The 21,204-nt window shown below is 74.1% G+C and carries 19 protein-coding genes; 9 read left to right on the top strand and 10 right to left on the bottom strand.

Annotation, left to right across the window (positions count from 1 at the left end; all coding sequences use genetic code 11):
- The 3 genes from ACJ9NR_RS04170 to ACJ9NR_RS04160 all read left to right on the top strand — a co-directional run bounded on the left by ACJ9NR_RS04170 (nucleotide 1) and on the right by ACJ9NR_RS04160 (nucleotide 2,632).
- Nucleotides 1-456 carry an RpiB/LacA/LacB family sugar-phosphate isomerase gene (locus ACJ9NR_RS04170; RefSeq protein WP_412489708.1) on the top strand — a complete coding sequence of 152 codons (456 nt, stop codon included), beginning with the start codon at nucleotides 1-3 and terminating at the stop codon, nucleotides 454-456.
- Between the two features lie 73 nt (nucleotides 457-529).
- Entirely contained in the window at nucleotides 530-1,657 is a 1,128-nt protein-coding gene (locus ACJ9NR_RS04165) for a PfkB family carbohydrate kinase (protein WP_412489709.1), read from the top strand.
- A 39-nt stretch (nucleotides 1,658-1,696) separates the two neighbouring features.
- On the top strand, nucleotides 1,697-2,632 hold the full coding sequence (locus ACJ9NR_RS04160) for a pseudouridine-5'-phosphate glycosidase (protein WP_412489710.1): 936 nt from the start codon (nucleotides 1,697-1,699) through the stop codon (nucleotides 2,630-2,632).
- Nucleotides 2,633-2,952: 320 nt separating this feature from the next.
- Here the strand turns inward: ACJ9NR_RS04160 and ACJ9NR_RS04155 are convergent, their stop codons facing one another.
- Together ACJ9NR_RS04155 and ACJ9NR_RS04150 are read right to left on the bottom strand one after the other, a co-directional pair.
- A complete protein-coding gene (locus ACJ9NR_RS04155) occupies nucleotides 2,953-3,537 on the bottom strand; it encodes a DUF4865 family protein (protein WP_412489711.1) in 585 nt (194 codons plus the stop codon).
- Nucleotides 3,538-3,704: 167 nt separating this feature from the next.
- Nucleotides 3,705-4,274 carry a TetR/AcrR family transcriptional regulator gene (locus ACJ9NR_RS04150; RefSeq protein ID WP_412489712.1) on the bottom strand — a complete coding sequence of 190 codons (570 nt, stop codon included), beginning with the start codon at nucleotides 4,272-4,274 and terminating at the stop codon, nucleotides 3,705-3,707.
- Between the two features lie 175 nt (nucleotides 4,275-4,449).
- Between ACJ9NR_RS04150 and ACJ9NR_RS04145 the strand changes: the two genes are divergently transcribed.
- From ACJ9NR_RS04145 to ACJ9NR_RS04135, 3 genes are read left to right on the top strand one after another with little or no spacing between them, the layout of a single operon-like run.
- Nucleotides 4,450-4,737, top strand: coding sequence for an SHOCT domain-containing protein (locus ACJ9NR_RS04145; protein ID WP_412489713.1), 288 nt, complete (start codon nucleotides 4,450-4,452; stop codon nucleotides 4,735-4,737).
- Nucleotides 4,734-5,483 (top strand): ABC transporter ATP-binding protein, encoded by a 750-nt coding sequence (locus tag ACJ9NR_RS04140; protein ID WP_412489714.1) that lies wholly within the window; start codon nucleotides 4,734-4,736, stop codon nucleotides 5,481-5,483. Before ACJ9NR_RS04145 ends, ACJ9NR_RS04140 begins: the two co-directional genes overlap by 4 nt.
- Nucleotides 5,480-8,041, top strand: a complete 2,562-nt coding sequence (locus ACJ9NR_RS04135) for an ABC transporter permease (protein WP_412489715.1) — start codon at nucleotides 5,480-5,482, stop codon at nucleotides 8,039-8,041. Before ACJ9NR_RS04140 ends, ACJ9NR_RS04135 begins: the two co-directional genes overlap by 4 nt.
- A 246-nt stretch (nucleotides 8,042-8,287) precedes the next feature.
- Here the strand turns inward: ACJ9NR_RS04135 and ACJ9NR_RS04130 are convergent, their stop codons facing one another.
- Both ACJ9NR_RS04130 and ACJ9NR_RS04125 read right to left on the bottom strand, forming a co-directional pair.
- The gene (locus ACJ9NR_RS04130; protein WP_412489716.1) at nucleotides 8,288-8,815 is read right to left on the bottom strand and encodes an ATP-binding protein; all 528 of its coding nucleotides are present in this window, start codon (nucleotides 8,813-8,815) and stop codon (nucleotides 8,288-8,290) included.
- Nucleotides 8,816-9,044: 229 nt separating this feature from the next.
- Nucleotides 9,045-9,368 carry a hypothetical protein gene (locus ACJ9NR_RS04125; protein ID WP_412489717.1) on the bottom strand — a complete coding sequence of 108 codons (324 nt, stop codon included), beginning with the start codon at nucleotides 9,366-9,368 and terminating at the stop codon, nucleotides 9,045-9,047.
- Nucleotides 9,369-9,718: 350 nt separating this feature from the next.
- Between ACJ9NR_RS04125 and ACJ9NR_RS04120 the strand changes: the two genes are divergently transcribed.
- Nucleotides 9,719-10,843, top strand: coding sequence for a PLP-dependent cysteine synthase family protein (locus ACJ9NR_RS04120; RefSeq protein WP_412489718.1), 1,125 nt, complete (start codon nucleotides 9,719-9,721; stop codon nucleotides 10,841-10,843).
- Nucleotides 10,844-10,858: 15 nt separating this feature from the next.
- Here the strand turns inward: ACJ9NR_RS04120 and ACJ9NR_RS04115 are convergent, their stop codons facing one another.
- The gene (locus ACJ9NR_RS04115; RefSeq protein ID WP_412489719.1) at nucleotides 10,859-11,332 is read right to left on the bottom strand and encodes an SRPBCC family protein; all 474 of its coding nucleotides are present in this window, start codon (nucleotides 11,330-11,332) and stop codon (nucleotides 10,859-10,861) included.
- Between the two features lie 87 nt (nucleotides 11,333-11,419).
- Nucleotides 11,420-12,238 carry a DeoR/GlpR family DNA-binding transcription regulator gene (locus tag ACJ9NR_RS04110; protein WP_412489720.1) on the bottom strand — a complete coding sequence of 273 codons (819 nt, stop codon included), beginning with the start codon at nucleotides 12,236-12,238 and terminating at the stop codon, nucleotides 11,420-11,422.
- Nucleotides 12,239-12,519: 281 nt separating this feature from the next.
- Here ACJ9NR_RS04110 and ACJ9NR_RS04105 point away from each other — a divergent pair, with 281 nt between their 5' ends.
- Entirely contained in the window at nucleotides 12,520-14,874 is a 2,355-nt protein-coding gene (locus ACJ9NR_RS04105; RefSeq protein WP_412489721.1) for a hypothetical protein, read from the top strand.
- Here the strand turns inward: ACJ9NR_RS04105 and ACJ9NR_RS04100 are convergent.
- From ACJ9NR_RS04100 to ACJ9NR_RS04085, 4 genes are all read right to left on the bottom strand, one after another.
- A complete protein-coding gene (locus tag ACJ9NR_RS04100; protein WP_412489722.1) occupies nucleotides 14,844-17,279 on the bottom strand; it encodes a right-handed parallel beta-helix repeat-containing protein in 2,436 nt (811 codons plus the stop codon). The two genes, ACJ9NR_RS04105 and ACJ9NR_RS04100, sit on opposite strands and share 31 nt — an antisense overlap.
- A gap of 109 nt (nucleotides 17,280-17,388) precedes the next feature.
- Nucleotides 17,389-17,994, bottom strand: coding sequence for an Rv1733c family protein (locus ACJ9NR_RS04095; RefSeq protein ID WP_412489723.1), 606 nt, complete (start codon nucleotides 17,992-17,994; stop codon nucleotides 17,389-17,391).
- Between the two features lie 238 nt (nucleotides 17,995-18,232).
- Nucleotides 18,233-19,060: an MOSC domain-containing protein gene (locus ACJ9NR_RS04090; protein ID WP_412489724.1), complete on the bottom strand. Its 828-nt coding sequence runs from the start codon at nucleotides 19,058-19,060 to the stop codon at nucleotides 18,233-18,235.
- 51 nt (nucleotides 19,061-19,111) lie between these two features.
- On the bottom strand, nucleotides 19,112-19,555 hold the full coding sequence (locus ACJ9NR_RS04085; RefSeq protein ID WP_412489725.1) for a DUF6643 family protein: 444 nt from the start codon (nucleotides 19,553-19,555) through the stop codon (nucleotides 19,112-19,114).
- A gap of 297 nt (nucleotides 19,556-19,852) precedes the next feature.
- On the opposite strand from ACJ9NR_RS04085, the gene ACJ9NR_RS04080 reads away from it, so the two are divergent.
- Nucleotides 19,853-21,181, top strand: coding sequence for a TerD family protein (locus ACJ9NR_RS04080; RefSeq protein ID WP_412490517.1), 1,329 nt, complete (start codon nucleotides 19,853-19,855; stop codon nucleotides 21,179-21,181).
- The last annotated feature ends 23 nt before the right edge of the window (nucleotides 21,182-21,204 follow it).

The following is a 21,204-nucleotide window of genomic DNA, read 5'->3' as shown; positions in this document are numbered from 1 at the left end:
ATGCGGATCTCCGTCTCCTCCGACATGGACGAACCCGTGGCGCGCCTGCTCGTCGCGGAGCTGCGCAGGCGCGGCCACGAGGTCGTGCCCCACGGGGCGCTGAGCCCCGGCGACGACCCCCGGTGGGCCGCGTGCTCGGAGGCGGCCGCCCGCGAGGTCGCCGAGGGCGCCGCGGACCAGGCGGTCGTCTGCTGCTGGACCGGTACGGGGGCGTCCATCGCGGCGAACAAGGTGCCCGGCGTGCGGGCGGCCCTGTGCACGGACGCCTACACGGCGGACGGCGCCCGCCGCTGGAACGACGCGAACGCGCTGGCGCTGAGCCTGCGCCTGACCTCCGAGCCGTTGCTGAAGGAGATCCTGGACGCGTGGTTCGCGGCGGCGGCCGGCGACGACGCCGAGGACCGGGAGAACGTGGAGCGGGTGGGGCGGCTGGACGCCGCGAGGGGCGCGGGCTGACGGCCCCGTCCCGGGCGCGACGCCGCCGACCACCTCTTGCTTACTCCGATAAAGCCCCTTTAGTTTGGTCGGCATGATGCTGACCCAGCGGGAGCGCGAGATCATCGCGTTGCTGCGCCGCGACCCGCTGGCGGGCCCGCAGGCGATCGCCGACGCGCTCGGCAGCACCCGGGCAGCGGTGAACGTGCACCTGTCCAACCTGGGCAAGAAGGGCGCCATCCTCGGCCGCGGCTACATCCTCCGCGAGGAGAACGCGGTCGTGGTCGTCGGCGGGGCCAACACCGACGTCAAGGTGCGCAGCCTGGCGCCCGTACGGCAGCGGACGAGCAACCCCGGCCGGGCCGGCACCACCGCGGGCGGCGTCGGCCGCAACATCGCCGAGAACCTCGCACGGCTGGGCACCCCGACGCACCTCGTCGCCGCCGTCGGCCGGGACGCCGCGGGCGAGCGGCTGCTCGCCGAGACCGCCGCGGCCGGGGTCCGCCTGGACCACGTGCACCGCAGCGCGCACCCGACAGGGACGTACACCGCCGTCCTCGACGCCGACGGAGACCTGGTCGTGGCGGTCGCGGACATGGCCGCCACCGAGGCGCTGGCGCCGGCGGACCTGCACCCGGCCCGCGAACTCATCGCCCACGCCGACACGCTGGTCCTGGACGGCAACCTGCCGGCCGCCGTGCTGGCGCACGCGATGGACGTCGCGCACCCCGCCGGCGTACCGGTGGTCATCGACCCGGTCAGCGCCCCCAAGGCGGCCCTCCTCGCCCCGCTGCTCACCCCACGGCGCCCGGTCTTCGCCCTGACCCCCAATCTCGACGAGCTGCGGGCCCTCGCCGGTGATGCCCTCGGCGACGGCGAGGCCGGCGTCCTGGCGGCGGCCGACGCGCTGCACGCCCGGGGGGTGCGCCATGTGTGGGTCCGGCTCGGCGCCCGGGGCAGTGTGCTGAGCTCCCCGGGTGCGGACGCGCGGTTCCTGACCGCCCCGGACGCGGAGGTCGCCGATGTCACCGGCGCCGGAGACGCGATGCTCGCCGCCTTCGTCCACGCGCTGCTGGCCGGCGGCGACCCGGTGGACGCCGCGCGCTACGGCCACGCCGCCGCGGCTCTGACGGTCGCGAGCGCGGCGACCGTCAGGCCCGACCTGACGCCGCGCCTGATCGAGGACGTGCTGAACCGCGGCGCGGCCGCGACGAACGCCTGACCCGCCCGCTTGCCCGAACCACCGGATCCGGAGCCCGACATGACCACCCCCGCCCCCGCCCCGCACCCGCGCCTGGTGCTGACCGACGAGGTCCGCGAGGCGCTGCGCGACGGGCGTCCCGTCGTGGCGCTGGAGTCGACGATCATCAGCCACGGCATGCCGTACCCGCAGAACGTGGAGATGGCCGTCGAGGTCGAGCAGATCATCCGCGAGGGCGGTGCCGTCCCCGCGACCATCGCCGTGCTGGACGGCCGGCCCCGCATCGGGCTGACCCCCGCGGACCTGGAACTCCTCGCGACCGCGCCGGACGTCACCAAGGCCAGCGTCCGCGACCTCGCCTACGTCGTCGCGCGTGGTGCCCACGGCGCGACGACCGTGGCCGCGACCATGCGGCTGGCCGCCCTCGCGGGCATCCGCACCTTCGTCACCGGCGGCATCGGCGGGGTGCACCGCGGCGCGCCGACGACGTTCGACATCAGCGCCGACCTGACCGAACTGGCCACGACCGGCGTCGCGGTGATCAGCGCGGGCGTCAAGAGCATCCTCGACATCGGTCTGACCCTGGAGACCCTGGAGACCCTGGGCGTGCCGGTCCTCACCTACGGCACCGAGGAGTTCCCGGCGTTCTACTCGCGCCGCAGCGGCTTCACCTCGCCCCTGCGCGTGGACTCGGCCGCCGAGATCGCCGCGGTGATGCACGCCCGCTGGGACCTCGGCATCCCCGGCGGCCTCAGCATCGCCAACCCCGTGCCCGAGGACGAGGAGGTCCCGGCCGAGCGCATGGACGGCGTCATCGCCCGGGCCCTGGCCGAGATGGACCGGGCCGGGATCACCGGCAAGGACACCACGCCCTACCTCCTCGGCCGGATCGTCGAACTCACCGGGGGCGAGAGCCTGCGGACCAACATCGCCCTGGTCAAGAACAACGCCCGGCTCGGCGCACGGATCGCGGTCGCCTACGCCGAGCTCGGCTGACCGCCGCACGACGACAGCGGCCGAGTCCGTGCGGGGGCGGCCCCGCCGGGCCGCTCGACGCGGTCCCGTCGCTCGGACCACGTGCGCACCGGCCCGCCGCCCCGTCGCGTACGCCGTCCACCGCGCGCCACCACCGCCACCCGCCGCACGGAACGCTTTCCGGCACGGCACGGCACGGCACGGCACCGCACGGCACGCGCGGCGGCGTCATCGCGAGGCCGGCCGGGCAGGTGCGGGCCGCCGGTGACGAGGCGATCGTGTGCGTCGCACCCGGCCAGGTCCCCGGGCCGCACGTCGCGCCGGGACCGTGCGGGCGCCGCTCACCACTGCCTCCCGCGCGGCAGCCGGTCGCGCCCCGGCGCCGACATGTGCAGGACCTCGAACACGTCGCCGTCGGCCTTGGGCGTGCCGTGCCCCCAGAGCGAGAAGTGGACCAGCTCCCAGCGGCCGGTGTCCACGGCGGCGGCCGACAGCACGGCCCCGTCCTCGCCGGCCAGCCGCCGGACCTCGCCGACCGCGTCCGCCATCACCTCGGCCAACCGCACGCCCTCCGGAACGGGCCGGCGCCGCCGTACGGCCGTCCGCGCCGGCGACCCCGCGGCGCCGCCCTCCTCGTGGGCGAGGCTGCTCCACTGCCGGACCGACGGCCGCCCGAAGTCGTCGGCGAGCCCCTGGAAGGCACCGCCCCACAGGAAGGCGTTCATGCCCTCCACGGTGTTCCAGAGGTAGAAGGGCGCGTACTGGTTGACCGGCGAGCCGTTCACCCCGCGCTCGCGCATCAGGTACGCCTTGAGGCCGAGGCCGTCCCAGTCGTCCAGCAGGTGCCCGACCCGGGCGACGCGGCCTCGGACGATGCCCATGTCGTAGTCGGCGGGCAGAGTCAATTCGTACTGCATGGCGTGCACAGGTGCCTCCTCGGGGCGGGCGTGTCCGGCGCACCGGCCGGAGCCCGCGGCCGCGACGGGCCGCGGGTGTGGTGGTCCCGGCGGGCCGTACCCGGCCGGAGAAGCAGCGCTCCGCGCGCGCCTGCCGCAGGCCGGGACGGCGCCTCGCGGCCTGCGCGTGTGTGCTCCTATCGCGGGGCGAGAAGGGACGACAGCCCCCGGACGCCGGCGTCGAAGGCGGCGGGGGAGCCGGAGGCGCGGGCGAGGACGTAACCGCCCTGGACGGTCGCGAGAACGGTCGCGGCGATCTCCTCGCCGTCCAGCGAGGGCGCGAACTGACCCTGTTCCTTGCCCTCCTCGACGATTCCGGCGATCAGCTCGCGGATGGCGTCGAGCGTCTCGTCGACCGGCGCCCGCAGTTCGTCGCTGGCGATGACGTCGGGGTCCATCGTCAGCCGCCCGACCGGGCAGCCGCGCAGCACGTCGCGCTCACGCCGCAGATACGCCTCGATCCGCTCGTACGGCGTCCCCGGCCCGCGCAGCACTCCCTCCGCGGCGACCCGCAGCTCCTCGGCCGTCCGCCGGATCGCGGCCAGCGCGAGATCGGGCTTGCCCTTGAAGTGGTGGTACATGCTGCCCTGCCCGGCACCCGAGCGCTCCAGGATCGCCTTGGGGCTGGTGCCCACGTACCCGCGCTCCCACAGCAGTTCGCGGGTGGATTCGATCAACCGCTCCGACGTGCTTTCCGAGGTGCCCATGAGCCCACTGTACATACTGGTAGTTACAGAAGTCGAGGCGGTCGGGAGCAGTGCGGACACCGGCGCGTACTCCCGGGGAGGTACGCGCGGTGCCGCTGGCCGTACGACGACCCGGACCCCGGTCCGGCGGGAGTCTCGAGACAACACCGAAACGCTCTCAGGGAGATGACTCGAGATGCAGACACTCGCACACTGGGACGGCGGGCCCGGCCCCTGGATCCTCTTCTTCCCGCTGATCTGGGCGGCCGTGGTGGTCGGCGCCGTCACCCTGCTGCGCCGCGGCGCGTGGCGCGGCCGCGGCGGTCCGTGGCGTGCCATGGGGGACGGCCGTCCCACCGGCGACTCGCCCATCGCCGTGCTCGGCCGCCGCTTCGCCTCCGGCGAGATCGACGAGGACGAGTACTGGCGCCGGCTGTCCGTGCTGGACGAGCAGTTCGGCCGTACGAAGGGCGGTGCGGCGTGACGACCGCGACCGCCCTCCGCACGGCCGCCCGGGTCGTCGACGCCGTGAAGGTCTACGGCAGCGGCGACACCGAGGTGAGGGCCCTGGACGGGGTGAGCGTCGACTTCCCGGCCGGCCGCTTCACCGCGATCATGGGGCCCTCGGGCTCCGGCAAGTCCACCCTGATGCACTGCGCGGCCGGACTCGACACGCTCACCTCGGGCGCCGCCCACATCGGCGACACCGACCTGCGCGGCCTCGACGACCGCCGCCTCACCCTGCTGCGCCGCGACCGCGTCGGTTTCGTCTTCCAGGCGTTCAACCTGGTGCCGACGCTCACGGTCGCCGAGAACATCACGCTGCCGCTGGACCTGGCGGGCGGGGAGGGCGACCCGGAGTGGATCGAGGCGCTGATCGACGTCGTCGGCCTGCGCGACCGCCTGCACCACCGGCCCACCGAACTCTCCGGCGGCCAGCAGCAACGGGTCGCCGTGGCCAGGGCGTTCGCCGGGCGGCCGGACGTCGTCTTCGCCGACGAGCCGACCGGCAACCTCGACTCCCGCTCCGGCGGGGAGGTCCTGGGCCTGCTCGGCCGGGCGGTGCGCCAGACCTCCCGCACGGTCGTCATGGTCACGCACGACCCGGTGGCGGCGGCCCACGCCGACGAGGTCGTCTTCCTCGCCGACGGGCGCCTGGTGGACCGTATGCGGGCGCCGACCGCGGAGAAGGTCCTGGACCGCATGAAAGCCCTCGAGGTGCCCTCGTGAACGCCGCCGTACGCCTGAGCGTGTCCTCCCTGCGCGCCCACAAGCGGCGCTTCGCCGGAACCTTCCTCGCCGTGTTCCTCGGCGTGGCCTTCCTCGGCGGCACCCTCGTCATGGGTGACACGCTGCGGGCCGGCTTCGACTCGATGTTCGGCAGCGCGGCCGCCGGCACGGACGCCGTGGTGCGCGGCGCCGACGTGATCACCACGCCCGGCGACAGCCAGGGCGTGCGCCGGCCCGTTCCCACCGCCCTGGTGGGCACGGTCGAGGGCGTGCCGGGCGTGGCGGCCGCCGCGCCGGACATCGAGGGCGCCGGCCAGCTCGTCGGCAGCGACGGCAAGCCCATCGGCGGCCAGGGCCCGCCCACCCTCGCCGGCAACTGGATCACCGACGCCGGGCTCAACCCGTACCGGCTCGCCGAGGGCCGTGCCCCGCGCAGGTCCGGGGAGGTCGTCGTCAACCGCGGCGCCGCGAAGAAGGGCGGTCTGAAGATCGGTGACACGACCACGCTGCGCACCCCCGACCCGGTCAGGGTGACCGTCGTCGGCCTGGCGACCTTCGGCGGCGAGGACGGCATGGCACAGGTGACCTTCACCGGCATGACCCGCGCCGACGCCGAGAAGTACCTCACGGCCAGGCCCGGCGAGGCGGCGAGCATCAAGGTCCGCGCCGGACCCGGCGTGAGCGAGAGGGAACTCGTCGGCCGGCTGACCCCGGTGCTGCCCAAGGGGGTCGAGGCCGTCACCGGTCAGGAGTCGGCGCGGGAGAACACCGACATGATCTCCAGTCAGTTCCTCACCGTCTTCACCACCTTCCTGCTGGTGTTCTCCGGCATCGCCCTGCTGGTCGCGACGTTCTCCATCCACAACACCTTCGCGATCGTCGTGGCCCAGCGCACCCGTGACAACGCCCTGTTGCGGGCCCTGGGCGCCTCCCGGCGGCAGATCACCGCCACCACTCTGATCGAGGCCACCGTCGTCGCCGTGACCGCCTCCGCGGCCGGTCTCGCCGGGGGTATCGGTATCGCCGCGGGCCTGCAGGCGCTGTTCCCGGCGATCGGGTTCCCCTTCCCCGACGGCGACCTGGTGATCGGCGCGCTGTCCCTGGTGGTGCCGCTCGTGGTCGGCGTCGTCGTCTGCCTCGGCTCCGCGCTGCTGCCCGCCGCCCGCGCCGGCCGTACGGCCCCGCTGGCCGCCCTGCGCGAGACGGCCGTCGACGCCTCCGGTGCGTCCCGCGCGCGTGCCGTCCCCGGCCTGGGCCTCGCCGCCCTGGCCGTCTCCGCCACGCTCGGCGGGGTCCTGGTGTCGTCGTCCCTGTGGCTGGCGGGCCTCGGTGCCGTGCTGGCGCTGGCGTCCTTCGTGGTCCTGGGCCCGGTCGCCTCGAACCGGGCCGTGCGCGTCCTCGGCGGCCCGCTCGACAGGCTCCGCGGCGTCTCCGGCGGCCTGGCCCGGCGCAACGCCCTGCGCAGCCCGAGGCGGACCGCCGCCACCGCGAGCGCCCTGATGATCGGCGTGGCCGTCGTCTCGCTGTTCACCGTCTTCGGCGCCTCGCTGAAGGCGACCATGGACCAGACCGTGTCCCGGTCCTTCGCCGGCGACATCGCCGTCAGCACCCCGTCGTTCGGCGCGGGCGGCAGCGGCCTGAGTCCTCGCCTGGCCGGCGCGATCCAGCGGCTTCCCCAGGTCGACACGGCCGTGGGGCTCGGCCGGGGGGTCGCCGAAGTGGACGGCGCGGGACGGGCGCTGACGGTCACCGATCCCGTGGCCCTGGAGCGCACCTTCGACCTGGGCAGGGTCGACGGCTCCCTCCGCGACCTCGGCACCGACGGAATCGCCGTCACCAGGGCGGAGGCCCGCAGGCAGCACCTCGCCACCGGCGGGAAGGCGCACCTCACCTTCACCGACGGCGAGAAGGAGACCTTCACCGTCCGCGCGGTCTACGGCCGGTCCGAACTCGCCGGTGACTACGTCATCACCCGCGCCGCCTGGGCCCCGCACCGCACCCAGGACTCCGACACCCTGGTCGCCGTCTCCCTCGAGGACGGCGTGGGCACGGACGCGGGCAAGGCGGCCGTGCGGAAGGTCACCGTCCATTACGGCGACCCGCAGGTGCAGACCCGCGAGGAGTACGCGCAGTCCTCGGCCGGCGGCATCGACATGATGCTGACCCTCGTCTACGCCCTGCTCGCCCTCGCGGTCCTCATCGCCCTGCTGGGCATCGCCAACACCCTGACGCTGGCGATCCACGAGCGTACCCGCGAACTGGGCCTGCTCCGGGCGGTCGGCCAGACCCGTTCGCAGCTCAGGGCCATGGTCCGCTGGGAGTCGGTGCTCGTCGCCGCCTTCGGCACGGTCGGCGGCCTCGGCCTCGGCGCCTTCCTCGGCTGGGTGCTGGTCAAGGCCTCGGACGGCGCGAGCGACAGTGCGTTCGCCTTCGCGCTCCCGCCCGTACAGCTGCTGATCGTGGCCCTGGTGGGTCTCGGGGCGGGCGCCCTGGCGGGCCTGCGCCCGGCCCGGCGGGCGGCGCGGCTGGACGTGCTGCGCGCCATCGCCACGGAGTGAGCTGCGGCCACCGGGCGGAGGCTTCCGCGGCCGACCGAGCCGACGGCAGGGGCCCTTCGCGCCGAGTACGGGGGCCGGCGCGCCGGCCGGGGGAGCCGTGGAGGGCCCGGCGGCCGGGGGGACCAGGAGCGCGCCGGGGCCCGGAGGGCGGACGCGCGAAGGCGCCGGGCGCTGAGCGCGACCGTCCTCCCGGTGCCGGCCGGTGCGTCCGCGGGCGTACGGCCCTCCCCTACGGTCACCGCCCGGTCAGCCGGCAACGGCGGACCGGGCGGGAGCGTGTGCGGACCTGTGGCCGTCGACCGCGTGCTCGACCTCCGTGAACCGGCGGGCGGGTTTCTCGGCCGTACGGCAGGGACGGGCGGGCGGCGTCACCGGCGCCGGGGCGGTCGGCAGCGTGAACCAGACGACCTTGCCCGAGTCGCCGTCCGGGCGCACGCCCCAGCTCTCGCTCACCGCGGCCACCATGGCGAGCCCGCGCCCGGTGGTCGCGGACGTCTCCACGTCGCGGACCTCGGGCAGCCGCGGGTCGTGGTCGCGCACCGAGACCATGAGCCGGTCCAGCAGCAGCTCTATCTCCACGGTGCACAGCTTGTCGGGCTGGGCGTGCAGGTGCACGTTGGTCAGCAGCTCCGTCACACCGAGCGCGGCCCGGTCGATGAGCGAGTCCATATGCCAGTAGCGCAACTGCGCAGAGACGATTCTGCGGACCTGGCCGATCCGCGACGGCAGGGCTTGGAGCTCTACCGTGCAGTGCCTGCTTGGGTGACTGATCACGGCTGCGACTCCCCGACTGAAGAGGTCCGGAAGAACACGGAAGACGGATCCAGCAGGGCCCGAGTGCAACGGCTGCCTGCTGTCGTGCCCGGCGGCTGGTTCGCAGCGTTATCGCCGGTAAACCCAGAGTGACGTGAGACCAGCGTGACGCAGGGGGCGAGGTGGCGCAACTCGCCGTCGGCCGAGCCGATCGGAGGGTGCGCGCCGCCGCCGTGCTGCCGGGCGGCCGTCAGGCCCTGCCCCCGGCCGCCTTCCGCACGGCCTCGATGAACCGGCGAGCCGCGGGCGGCCCGGGCTCGCCGGGTGCCGGGTCGTGGTCGCCCAGGGTCAGCAGATAGCGTTTGCCGTTGAGGTCGGCGAGCGCCCGGCCCTCCGCCGCGAACCAGGGTTTGGAGGCGCGCACGGCCTGCACCGGCGCACTGTCGATCTCGGTGCCGTAGCTGGTGAGCAACGCGAGCCTGCCGTCGCTGATCCGGACCTGCCCGGCCCGGGTGAGCGAACGCAGCCGTTTGTCGATCCGCACCCCCGTGGCCGTGAACTCCGGCTCCGCCATGCCGCCGCCCCCTTGTGCGCGATCGGTGCGCTGGACCGTGTTCCCGCGCGGGTCATGATCCAGCTCGTGTCGAGGTCCTGTGTGCCCCCGTTCGGTGCGGTCTGCCCGCGCCCGCGGTGCAGTCTGCCCGCACCCGGCGTCGAGCACCAGTACGCACGACACCCTCGGGCGGAGCGCACGGAGCACTCGCGCGAATGCGCCCCCCTCACCCGCCGTACCGGGCCCCCAGGCGCTCCTTTGGGGCGCCCAAAGCTGCGTTTATGCAGGTGAGAAGCGTGTGAAAGGTGCTTATGATCGGTGCGCCGGCCGTGCGGGACCCCGTCGGCGCCCAGCGTAAGGAGCACTCCGTCGTGAGCACCCCCCAGCAGACCCGGTCCGGCGAGACCCTCGACGCCGACCGCAGCGACGCGGCCTACCGCGACTGGCTGAAAGAGGCGGTCCGCAAGGTGCAGGCCGACGCCAACCGCTCGGCCGACACCCACCTCCTGCGCTTCCCGCTGCCCGAGAAGTGGGGGATCGACCTGTACCTCAAGGACGAGTCGACGCACCCGACCGGCAGCCTCAAGCACCGCCTCGCCCGCTCGCTCTTCCTATACGGCCTCTGCAACGGCTGGATCCGGCCGGGCCGTCCGGTGATCGAGGCGTCCAGCGGCTCGACCGCCGTCTCCGAGGCGTACTTCGCGGGGCTGATCGGCGTGCCCTTCATCGCCGTGATGCCGCGCACGACGAGTGCCGAGAAGATCCGCCTGATCGAGTTCCACGGCGGGCGGTGCCACTTCGTGGACGACTCACGCAGGATGTACGAGGAGTCGGCGCGTCTGGCGGCGGAGAGCGGCGGCCACTACATGGACCAGTTCACCTACGCGGAACGGGCCACGGACTGGCGCGGCAACAACAACATCGCCGAGTCCATCTTCCGCCAGCTGGAACTCGAGCGGTTCCCCGAGCCGGCGTGGATCGTGGCGACGGCCGGCACCGGCGGCACCTCGGCGACCCTGGCGCGCTACGTCCACTACACCCAGCGCGACACCCGCATCTGTGTCGCCGACCCCGAGAACTCCTGTTTCTACGAGGGCTGGACCTCCGGCGATCCGGACGTCACCTGCGACTGCGGCTCCCGTATCGAGGGCATCGGCCGGCCCCGCATGGAGCCCAGCTTCGTGCCCGGCGCCATCGACCGGATGATGAAGGTGCCCGACGCGGCGAGCGTCGCCGCCGTACGGGCGCTGGAGCGGGCCATCGGGCGCAAGGCGGGCGGCTCGACGGGTACCGGCCTGTGGAGCGCGCTGAAGATCGTCGCCGAGATGGTGGCCCGGGGGGAGCGGGGGAGCGTGGTGACGCTGCTGTGCGACCCGGGCGACCGGTACCTGGACAAGTACTACTCCGACGCCTGGCTCGCCGCACAGGGCATGGACATCGGACCGTACGCGACGGCGATCCAGTCGCTGCTGGCAACGGGCGTCTGGCCCGATTGAGGGCGTACCGTCGGGCTACCGGGAGGCCAGGCGCCGGTCCAGCGAGGTCACCGCGTCCCGGAAGGACCGGCCCAGGCCCGCACGAGCCGCCTTCAGGACGAGCCGCGACGGCGCCGCCCCGTCGGCGGCGAAGGTCCACCTCACCCGCGTGCCGGTGCCGGCCGGCGCGAGGCGCCACTCCTCGGCGAGGGCCCGCAGGCCGGGCACGTTGGCCACGTCGACGCGGTAGGCGTACAGCTCCGCCTCCTTCGCCGCGAGCACCGTCTCCTCGAACCGTGTGCCGCCCCTGAGCCGCACCTCGCGCCGGGTGCCGCCGTCGAGGGGCCGGGCCAGCGTGATCGCCGCGAACCACTGGGCCCAGCCCGGTACGTCCTCGGCCAGCGCGCGGAAGACGGCGTCGGGTGCGGCCGCGGTGTCGTGCGTGAAGGTGAGTCGCACGGGCGCGGTCTCGACGAAGCCGAGTCCGACGGGGCGCAGTCGGCGGGCCATGGGCACGGACTCCTCGGGCGGGAGGGCGAGCGATCGGCACCGTCACGGTAACTGACGGGCCGTCAGTTGTCTGCCCCGCGGCCGGGATCAGCTCTCCGGCTCGCCCGCCACCACCAGCTGGGGCAGATGCTCGGAGATCTCCTCACGGGCGTCCGACGGCAGTCCCGCGTCCGTCACCAGGGTGTCGACCTGCTCCAGCGCCGCGAACGAACTGAGGCCCACCACACCCCACTTGGTGTGGTCGGCGACCACCACGACCCGCCGCGCCGACTGCACCAGACGCCGGTTGGTCTCGGCCTCCGCGAGGTTCGGCGTCGACAGGCCGGCCTCGACCGATATGCCGTGCACACCGAGGAAGAGCACGTCGAAGTGGAGCGCCGCGATCGCCTGGTCGGCCACGGGCCCCACCAGCGAGTCGGACGGGGTGCGCACCCCGCCCGTCAGCACCACCGTGGCCGCACCCTGCCGGGGGCCGGAGGTGCGCTGCGCAGCGTGGAAGACGTCCGCCACCCGCACCGAGTTGGTCACGACCGTCAGGTCCGGCACGTCCACCAGCTGATGCGCGAGCGCGTACGTCGTCGTACCGCCCGAGAGCGCTATCGCGGTCCCCGGAGCCACCAGCTGCGCCGCCGAGCGTGCGATGTCCTCCTTGGCCGTCAGTTCCAGGCCCGACTTGGCCTCGAAACCGGGCTCGTGCGTGCTCGCCTCGACCACCGGGACCGCGCCGCCGTGCACCTTCTCCAGGACGCCCTGGCGGGCCAGCGCGTCGAGGTCGCGGCGCACGGTCATGTCCGACACGCCGAGCTTGCGGGTCAGCTCGTTGACCCGGACCCCGCCGCGGCGCCGGACCTCCTCCAGGATCAGGGAGCGCCGCTGCTCCGCGAGGAGGTTCTGATTCTCACTCACGTACGCTCCGGTCCTTTCGCCTCAAGCCGTCCGACACGCCGCGCACACCTGCTCCGACAAGGACGTTCTCCGTGCCCCGGTGTGCGGACGTCCCATCCTCGCACGGCTGGGTACCCATCACGCCACCCACCCGACGCGCCCAGGTCACCCTGGCCACATCTGTTCCCCCGTTGTCACCCGGATCGGGGAGATTCCGCGGGCATGGGTGTAAGCCCTGCTCGGAGCGGAGATCATGCCCGCACGCACACAGCCGACGGCGCGTCACGGGGGAAGTGCGAACAGTGGAACGTGCGCAGGAACGCAGCCCGGCCGACGGTCCCGCCGCGGGTGCCGACGCATCCGCGACCGCCCTGGAACTGCTGGTCCACGGCGTGGGCGGCACGACGCCCCAGGAGATGCTGAACGATCCGTCCACGGTGCGCGTCACCGGCGACGACACGGCGGCCGTCTTCCGGCGCGCCGAGGACGTCGACGCCGAGAGCCGGCCCGAGGACTACCGGAACAGGCCGGTGCCGGAGGCGTACGTCTGGTGCAACCTCACCTCCGGCGACAGCGCACGCGCCCTGTGGCTGTTGCTGCTGCCGTTCATGGTCGTCAACCTCGCCCACTGGATGCGCCCCGACGCCCGCGGCCACCGGCGGACGGTCCGCCTGTACGGGCTGCTGGTGCGGCTCGCCGGGCTGACCCTGACGGTGCTGCTGGTCGCGGCCGCCTGCGAGGTCGCCCTGGACCTGGTCGCCTGGCAGTGCGCGGGCACGCGCGCGTGCGCCGAGCGCCACTCCTGGCTGGGCTTTCTCTCGCCCGACGGGTCGCACGACGGCTGGTGGAGCGGGCCGGGCCGCCGCCTCGCCCTGGCGGCCATGGTGCCCGCCGGGCTCACCGGCCTGCTGTGGTACCTCTCGCGCCGCACCTGGAGCGCGTACGAGTCGGTGCGGCCGATGCCCCAGCAGGCCGGACCGGACGAGGACGCCGGCCGCGGCGGCCTGGGCAGCCCCGGCTTCTGGTACGGCCGCCGCCCGGTCGCCCGCCTGCGCGCCGCCCACACCGCGGCCGGCCTGCTCACCGTCGCCTCGGCCGTCGGATGGTCCGCGGCCCGCCGCGACCGGGTGCCCGGCGGACCGGCCGCGCTCGACACCCTGGGCCGGCTGCTCCTCGCGGCGATCCTCGCCACCGCCCTCGTGGCGCTGTGGGCGGTCTGCCGCAGCGGCCGCGGCGAGAACCGCCTCGACCAGGAGCCCGACGAGCACCTCGTGCGGCGGCTGCCGCTCGCCGCGCTCGTCCTGCTGCTGCTCGCCGCGCTGTACGGCGGATGGGAGCGGCCGGGGTGGCACTCCGCGGGCCGGCTGCCCGGCGGCGGCTTCACCTTCGGCGGCATCGCCCTGGTGCAGGGCGCCCTCGTCGTCGCCCTCGCGGTGGTCGCCGGCCTGCTCCACCGCACCCGCCCCGACCGGCGAGCCGCCCTGCGCGGCCTGGCCGGCCCGGCCGTCGCCACGCTCGCCTGCGCCCTGGGCGGCGTGATGTCCGGTGGTGTCGCCCAGCGCGTATCGGACTGGCTGGACGGCACCGGCTCCTTCCTCGACGGCCCGCCCGTCCTGCTGACCTGGCAGGCCTCCGTGATCCCCGTCCTGCTGGTCGTGCTGCTCGCGTTCTGCGGCGGGGCGGCACGGCGGGCCTGGCTGCTGCGCCGCACCGAGCTGGGCGAGGTACGGCTGGACTACGCGTCGGAACCCAGGGACGCCGCCCGCACCGCCCGGATCGCCACCACGCGCGCGCTGGCCACGCTCACCGACCGCGCCCCCCTGCTCGTCGCCGTCGTCGCGGGCACCACCCTGCTCCTGGGCGCCGGGGCGATCGCCGGCGCCCAGGCGACCGACGAGGCCCCGGGCCCGGCCGCCCGGAACGCGTACGCCTTCGTGCACGGCGTCGCGCAGACCTCGCAGGCCCTGGGATCGTGGCTGATCGGCCTGGGCTTCATACTCTTCGTCACCTGGGGCAGGCGCGCCTACAAGGACGCCTCCGCGCGGCGCACCATCGGCATCCTCTGGGACGTCGGCACCTTCTGGCCGCGCGCCGCCCATCCCTTCGCCCCGCCCTGCTACGCCGAACGCGCCGTCCCCGACCTCACCTGGCGGATGGCGACCTGGACCCGCGCCACCGGCGGCCGCCTCGTCATCTCCGGACACTCCCAGGGCAGCGTGCTCGCGGCCGCCGCGGCCTGGCAGCTGGCACCCTCCGACCGCAAGCGGGTCGCCCTGCTCACCTACGGCTCCCCGCTCGAGCGCCTCTACGGCCGCTGGTTCCCGGCCCATTTCGGCCCCGCCGCGCTCGTCTCGCTGCACCACGACGTCGACTGCTGGCGCAACCTCTACCGGCTCACCGATCCCATCGGCGGCCCGGTCCGCCTGCCCGGCGACTGCGGTCTTGAGGTGGACCGCGCCCCGCTGAAGGACCCGCTCGCCTACGGCCGCACCGCGGCGCACCCCCTGCCGGCGCCGATCCTCGGCCACTCCGACTACCAGGCCGACCCGGTCTTCGCCGAGGAGCGCCGGCGGCTGCTGGCCCGCCTGCGGCCGGAGGTGCCGGCTCCGCGCCCCGTCACCGGTGCTCAGGAGGACCCGGGCAGATCCTCCGCGTAGAGCAGGGTCAGGTCGTCCTTGGTGGGCTCCGTGAACTGGGCGACCCGGCTCGCGTGCCGCTCCACCATCGCCTCGAAGGTCTGGCGGGCCGTGCGGCCGTTGCCGAACGCCGGGCCCTTGGGGATCGCCGTGAAGTACTTCAGCAGGGCCTCGGCGGTGCCCGGCGCCAGCCGGTACTCGTGCTCGTCGGCCTGCTGCTCGACGATCCGCAGCAGCTCCTCCGGGTCGTAGTCGCTGAAGGTGATGGTCCGTGAGAAACGGGACGCCACACCGGGGTTGACCGAAAGGAACCGTTCCATCTCCGCCGTGTAACCCGCGACGATCACCACGACCGCGTCGCGGTGGTCCTCCATCAGCTTCACCAGCGTGTCGATGGCCTCCCGGCCGAAGTCCCGGCCCGAGTCCTCCGGCGAGAGCGCGTAGGCCTCGTCGATGAACAGCACACCGCCGCGCGCCCGGTCGAAGGCCTCCTGGGTGCGGATCGCCGTCGAGCCGATGTGCTCGCCGACCAGGTCGACCCGGGAGACCTCGACGAGATGGCCCTTCTCCAGCACCCCGAGCGAGGCGAGGATCTCGCCGTAGAGCCGGGCCACGGTCGTCTTGCCGGTGCCGGGGGAGCCCGTGAAGACCAGATGCCGCTTGACCGAGGCCGCCTTCAGACCCGCCTGCCGGCGGCGCCGGCCCACCTCGATCATGTCGGTCAGCGCCCGGACCTCGCGCTTGACGCTCTCCAGGCCCACCAGCGCGTCGAGTTCACCCAGCACCGCCGTCGGCGTCCGCGCCGGCTGCTCGGGCTGCGCGGCGGTGAGCAGCGGCTCCTGCTCCGTGGTGCGCTGCCCGGGGATGGCGCCCAGCAGCCCGGGCGAGCGGTCGGCCGTCTCCACCGCGGTCTCCCGGGCCGGGGGCGGCGTGAGGCCCGCGCTCTCGTCGCTGGTGCACTCCTCGGCGACCGGGCCGGTGCCGGGTGCCGCGTCGCCGCCCTCCGCGAACTCGTAACCGCCGCGCGCGCACCGCTCCGTACGGCACTTCCTCAGCGTCGTACGGCTGCCGTCGATGACGTGGAAGCCGTAGCCGCCGCTGCCGGTCACGCGGCAGCCGAGGAAGCTGCCGCGGCCACCCGCCGACACGTAGAACCCGGCCTCCGCGGGGGAGTCGACCGTGCAGCGCTCGAGGGTGGGGTCGGCGCCCTTGGTGACGATCACGCCGGTCTGCGTGCCGTCGATGGTGCAGCCGCTGAGGGTGCCGCCGCTGCCGTGGTCGCGGAACCAGGCGCCCGTCGCGGCGTCCCGGATGCGGCAGTCGTCGAGCTGCGCGGTGGCGCCGTCGCTCACCGACACGGCCGTGTTGCGCACCTGGGACAGATCGCTGTCGACGACGTCCGCGCGCGAGCCGCGGTCGAGCACGAACAGGGCGTCCGGCACGTCGTGCACCCGGCAGGAGTCGAGCACGGCCGTGGCGCCGTCGCTGACCCACACCGCCGGGTAGTCGCCCGTGCTGTCGAAGATCTCGCACTGGTTGGCGTCCACGCGGGTGCCCGGGTCCCACACCGACAGCCCGTTGCGCCCGAACTGACGCACCGTCGTGCGGGTCAGCGTGAGCACCGAGCGCGAACGCAGGTCGACCGCGTTCTCCGGGACGTCGTGGATACGGCAGTCGGCCAGCGTGAGCACCGCGTCCGTGTCGAGGGTGACACCGTCCCCGGTGGTGCGGTGCACATCGCTGTCCGTGAGGTGGGCGGTGGCCCGGCCGGTGATCTGCACACCGCTTCCCCGGACCTCGTAGATCTCACAACCCAGCGCCTCCACGGCGGTGTTCTCACCGGTCGCGGTCAGACCCGCCCCGGCGGTGTGGTGGATCCGGCAGCGCTCCAGGCGCGGGTGCGCGCCCCCGCGGACGGCGACGCCCGCCTGGCCGGCGGCCACCACCTCGCACTCCTCGAACACCCCGCCTCCGCCGTCGAGTACGGCCACCCCTATGCCCGCCGGGTTGTCGACGGTGCAGCGCCGCACGGTCGGGCGCGCGCCGGCACGCACCTCGATCCCCGCCGCGGAGCGGGTGACGACCCGGATGTCCAGCAGCTCCGGCGTGCCCTCCTCCACCAGCAGGGCGGGCGCCGCCGCGTCCTGCGCCTCCACGTGCAGGTCCTGGACCACGGCCGAGGCGCGCACGGTCAGCGGCACCCCGTCCACGGGCGCGATCCGCACCGAACCGGGGGAGCCCTCGGGCCCGCGCAGCGTCACCGCCCGCTGCACCACGAGGTTCTCCCGGTAGGTGCCGGGGGCGACGGTGAGAACGTCACCGTCCGCGGCGGCCTCCAGGGCGGCGGCGAGCGATGCGTACTCACCCGTGCGGCGCCGCCACCGCGATGTGCCGGTGTGCGTCACCTGGACCGTGCCCTGTGCCATGGCGCTGCTGTGCCCCCCACCTCGTGATACGCGGGTTGATGCCGAAGGGTTCGGCCCGCTCCACCGTAGCGTGCGCGCGGGTGGTGGGTTGACCAGAGCCGGAAGGCCGTCAGCTGCCGGCGCCGGTCCTGCCCCAGTCCGGGCCCGCCTTGTCCCAGGCCTGGTCCAGGCGGGCGTACCGGCGGCGGACCATGCGCCGGACGATCAGGCGGCGGCCCCCCTCGACGGCGCCCGCGGCGAGCATGGCGGCACCGAACCCGGCGAGCACCGCGTGCGTCGTCGCGGTCGCGGGGTCCAGCGGGCGGGCCACGAGCCGGCCGTGCCGGTCGGTCCATATCCGGAAGTGGTCGCCGCGGTGCGGGGACTTGAGGTCCGCCAGGACCGCGCCGTGGTGACCGGAGCCGTCCGGCGCGGTCCAGCCGGCGAACACGCGGCTGCGCAGGTCGCCCGCCGAGGTCGCCTCCGGGTCGGTGTCCAGCGCGGAGCGGTCCAGCTTGCGCACCACCGTGGCGGTCACCAGGTGGCGGGCCGCACGCTGGTCCCGGACGGACCGCTGGAGGGCGCCCTGGGCGAGACCGCCCACGAGGGAACCGACGACGGGCGCGGCGACGACGATCAGCAGCAACGCCACCAGGGCCAGCCAGGCTTCGACCAGATCGCTCGTGCGGCGCAGCGGATTGTGCCGCCAGCGCCAGAGCCCGCTGATGGTGCGCACCGTCCCGCACCCCCTTCCCGCTCCACCTTGACCCCGGGTGAGCAGTCCAGGGGCCGACCAGGTCGAAGAGAGAGGGAAATCACCCGCTCCCACGGCCTCTCATGAACTTCTCACGCGAACTCAACGCACGGGCACCCGGCCTTGGTTCCCGCGACGGGACCGGGCACCGATCTTCCGGCGCGGTCCGCTGCAGGACCGTTCGGCGGACCGTCCGACACGCACCGCCGGCAACCGGCGGCTACGCGAGAACCGTCACCGCGTCGCCGACCCGGATCACACCGGTGGACAGGGGCACCAGGTTCTGGCCGAAGGCCGGTTTGCCGCCGATACGGCGGTGGCGGACCAGCGTGGCGAGCGGTTCCCTGCCCCGTGCCGCGGTGTCCTGGTCGGTGGTGGTCACCACGCACCGCCCGCACATTCCGGTGACACGGAACGTGACCTCCCCGATGGCCACGCGGGACCAGTCGTCCTCGGCCCAGGCCTCGGTGCCGCGCACCACCACGTTCGGCCGGAAGCGGTTCATGGGCAGCGGTCCCTCGGCCGGGCGAGCGCCCCCTGCGATCAAGGAGTTGAGGGCGTCGAGAGAGGCGCTGGTGGTCAGCAGCAGCGGGTAGCCGTCGGCGAAGCTCACCGTCTCGCCCGGTCGTGCGTACGCGGGGTCGACGGGCCTGCGCGTGGCCGGATCGTCCATGTGGACCAGGCGCACGCCGGTGCCGAGATAGTCGCTGCACCATGCGTGAGCGGCCGCGGCCTCGGCGGGAACCCCTTCGACCTTGTCGCCGAAGACGTCCACCGGTACGGTTCCGGCCGGCCGCGGAACGGGCACGGTCAGCGAGGCCGTGCCCGGCGCGGACAGGCGGACACCGCCGCCGGGCAGCAGCTCGGCGGCGGCGAGCGCGAGGCGCGGCTGCTGACGTTGTGTGACGACCTTTCCCCCGTCGTCGATCAGCGTCCAGCGCCGGTCCCCGGCCAGCCCCCAGGGCTCCACGGCGGCCTCCCGGGGCGCGAAGCCCCGGAACGCCTTCACCGGGTGGATGTGTATCGACTGCAGCAGCGCACTCCCCATGCGGCCATCGTGTCAGGTGACAACGATGGCCGGGAGGGGCCGACGGACGGCTCAGTAACCGCCGCGGTACTGCTGCTGGCCGTTGTACGGCTCCTGGTACTGAGCCGGGGCCGGCCGGGGGGCGGCGGGGCGCATCGCCTCGTAGCCCATGCCGGAGGCCATCGGCCGTTGCGGCTGCTGCTGACCGGGGTATCCGCGCGGAGCGCCGGCCTGCTGCGGGATGTACGCCGCGGGCGCCTGCTGCAGCGGAGCCGGCTGCTGCGCCTGCGGATAGCCGTAGGAGGACTGGGCGGACTGGACGGAGGGACCCGCCGGGAGGGCGGGGAGGGCCGACGGCAGGGCCGGCAGATAGCTGCCCGGCGCGTCGTACGCGGCGGGAACCCGGATCGGAGCGATCTGAGGGGTGCCCCGCTCGGCGACCAGCCGGTCGTAGATCGGGGTGTCCGGGAAGGCGGAGTAGTAACCGCCGCCAAAGGTGGAGCGGGGGGAGGTCATGGCTCATAAGTTAAGCCCTCGATGTGCTAGTTGGGGAGACCGATAAGAGGGTTGTTTTCCGTGTCCGCAGTGACGCGGGATCCCCAATGCGAGCGAACTTGGCAAAAAGGGGCGCCGCTCGGCGCCTGAATTCTGTAAAGGCCAGTTCGCGGATGGTTACCGGCGGGTCGGCGGCCGGTCCTCCCGTGCCGCAGTGGGAGTTCGCCGTCCTACCGAATAGGTTGGGCGGGTAGACGGCCCGAAGGGCTGCCGGGACACCGGCCGGCACGGTGAGACGCGATGGGGGCGGACATGTCAATGTCGAAAGGTTCGAATACGCCGGTGCCGACGACGGCACTGCGGGTGGAATTGGGCTGGCGCTCCGGCCCCGGCGTGCCGGACGCGGACGCCTCGGCGCTGCTGCTCGTGAACGGCAAGGTGCGCTCCGACGGCGACTTCGTCTTCTACAACCAGGCGGCGCACCCCTCCGGCGCGGTCCGGCACGAGGGCAAGCGGGACGGCGGCGGCCGTGTCGTCGACACCCTCCTCGTCGACCTCGCGCGGGTAGAGCCCGCGATCGAGACCGTCGTGCTCGTGGCCTCCTCGGACGGCGGCGGTTTCGGGCAGGTCCCCGGCCTCTACATCGAGGTCCGCGACGCCGCCCGCGACGACGTGGTGGCCCGCTTCGACAGCACGGGCGCCACCGTCGAGACCGCGTTCGTGCTCGGTGAGTTCTACCGCCGCCAGGGCGCCTGGAAGTTCCGTGCCGTCGGCCAGGGGTACAGCAGCGGACTCGAGGGCCTGGCCACGGACTTCGGGATCACGGTGGACGAGCCGCAGCACGCCGCGCCCCCGGTCCCGCCCGCCCCCGCGGCGCCCGCGCCGCCGCCCGCCGCGCCCCCGGTGACGATGCCGCCCCCGGTCACGCCGCCCGCGCACGTGGCCCCGCCGGTCACGCCCCCGGCCGCCGTCCAGCCGCCCCCACCGCAGGCACCTCCCGCGCAGCCGGTGCGGCTGAGCAAGGTGACGCTCACCAAGGCGGCCCCCTCGGTCTCGCTGGCCAAGCAGGGCGGCACCTCGGGCGCCATGCGCGTGAACCTCAACTGGCAGGTGCGCAAGCAGTTCTCCGGCTGGGGCAGCAAGCGCGGCCGCGCGGTCGCCATGCACCGGGACCTCGACCTGGACCTGTGCGCCCTGTACGAGCTCGGCGACGGCAGGAAGGGCGTCATCCAGGCCCTCGGCAACGCCTTCGGGGCGCTGCACCAGCCGCCGTACATCCACCTCGACGGCGACGACCGCACCGGTGCCGTCGAGAGCGGCGAGAACCTCACCATCAACCTCGACCACCAGCGGGACTTCCGGCGCATCCTCGTCTTCGTGACCATCTACGAAGGCGCGCGTTCCTTCGCGGACCTGCACGCGACGGTCACCCTCCAGCCGCAGTACGGCGCCCCGATCGACTTCTCGCTCGACGAGTGCACCGTGCCCTCGACGGTGTGCGCCCTCGCCCTGATCACCAACACGGGCGGTGACCTGATGGTCCAGCGCGAGGCCCGCTACCTGGTGCCCGAGCGGGGCGTGAGCCCCCAGCGGACCATCGACCGCGCCTACGGGTGGGGCATGAACTGGACCCCCGGCAGGAAGTGAGCACCTCTGGACGCCCCTGGACG

The organism is Streptomyces sediminimaris, from assembly GCF_047049295.1.
GTDB classification, from domain to species: Bacteria; Actinomycetota; Actinomycetes; order Streptomycetales; family Streptomycetaceae; genus Streptomyces; species Streptomyces sediminimaris.
The sequence above is the reverse complement of the archived record's forward strand: the minus strand, read 5'-3'. Positions and strand labels throughout refer to the sequence as shown.

Excerpts from the sequence above, each read along its gene's own strand:
- ACJ9NR_RS04165 (WP_412489709.1), top strand. The coding sequence starts at position 530 with ATGATGCTGACCCAGCGGGAGCGCGAGATCATCGCGTTGCTGCGCCGC.
- ACJ9NR_RS04115 (WP_412489719.1), bottom strand. The coding sequence starts at position 11,332 with ATGGCCCGCCGACTGCGCCCCGTCGGACTCGGCTTCGTCGAGACCGCG.
- ACJ9NR_RS04170 (WP_412489708.1), top strand. The coding sequence starts at position 1 with ATGCGGATCTCCGTCTCCTCCGACATGGACGAACCCGTGGCGCGCCTG.
- ACJ9NR_RS04145 (WP_412489713.1), top strand. The coding sequence starts at position 4,450 with ATGCAGACACTCGCACACTGGGACGGCGGGCCCGGCCCCTGGATCCTC.
- ACJ9NR_RS04085 (WP_412489725.1), bottom strand. The coding sequence starts at position 19,555 with ATGACCTCCCCCCGCTCCACCTTTGGCGGCGGTTACTACTCCGCCTTC.
- ACJ9NR_RS04100 (WP_412489722.1), bottom strand. The coding sequence starts at position 17,279 with ATGGCACAGGGCACGGTCCAGGTGACGCACACCGGCACATCGCGGTGG.
- ACJ9NR_RS04160 (WP_412489710.1), top strand. The coding sequence starts at position 1,697 with ATGACCACCCCCGCCCCCGCCCCGCACCCGCGCCTGGTGCTGACCGAC.
- ACJ9NR_RS04080 (WP_412490517.1), top strand. The coding sequence starts at position 19,853 with ATGTCGAAAGGTTCGAATACGCCGGTGCCGACGACGGCACTGCGGGTG.
- ACJ9NR_RS04090 (WP_412489724.1), bottom strand. The coding sequence starts at position 19,060 with ATGGGGAGTGCGCTGCTGCAGTCGATACACATCCACCCGGTGAAGGCG.
- ACJ9NR_RS04150 (WP_412489712.1), bottom strand. The coding sequence starts at position 4,274 with ATGGGCACCTCGGAAAGCACGTCGGAGCGGTTGATCGAATCCACCCGC.
- ACJ9NR_RS04125 (WP_412489717.1), bottom strand. The coding sequence starts at position 9,368 with ATGGCGGAGCCGGAGTTCACGGCCACGGGGGTGCGGATCGACAAACGG.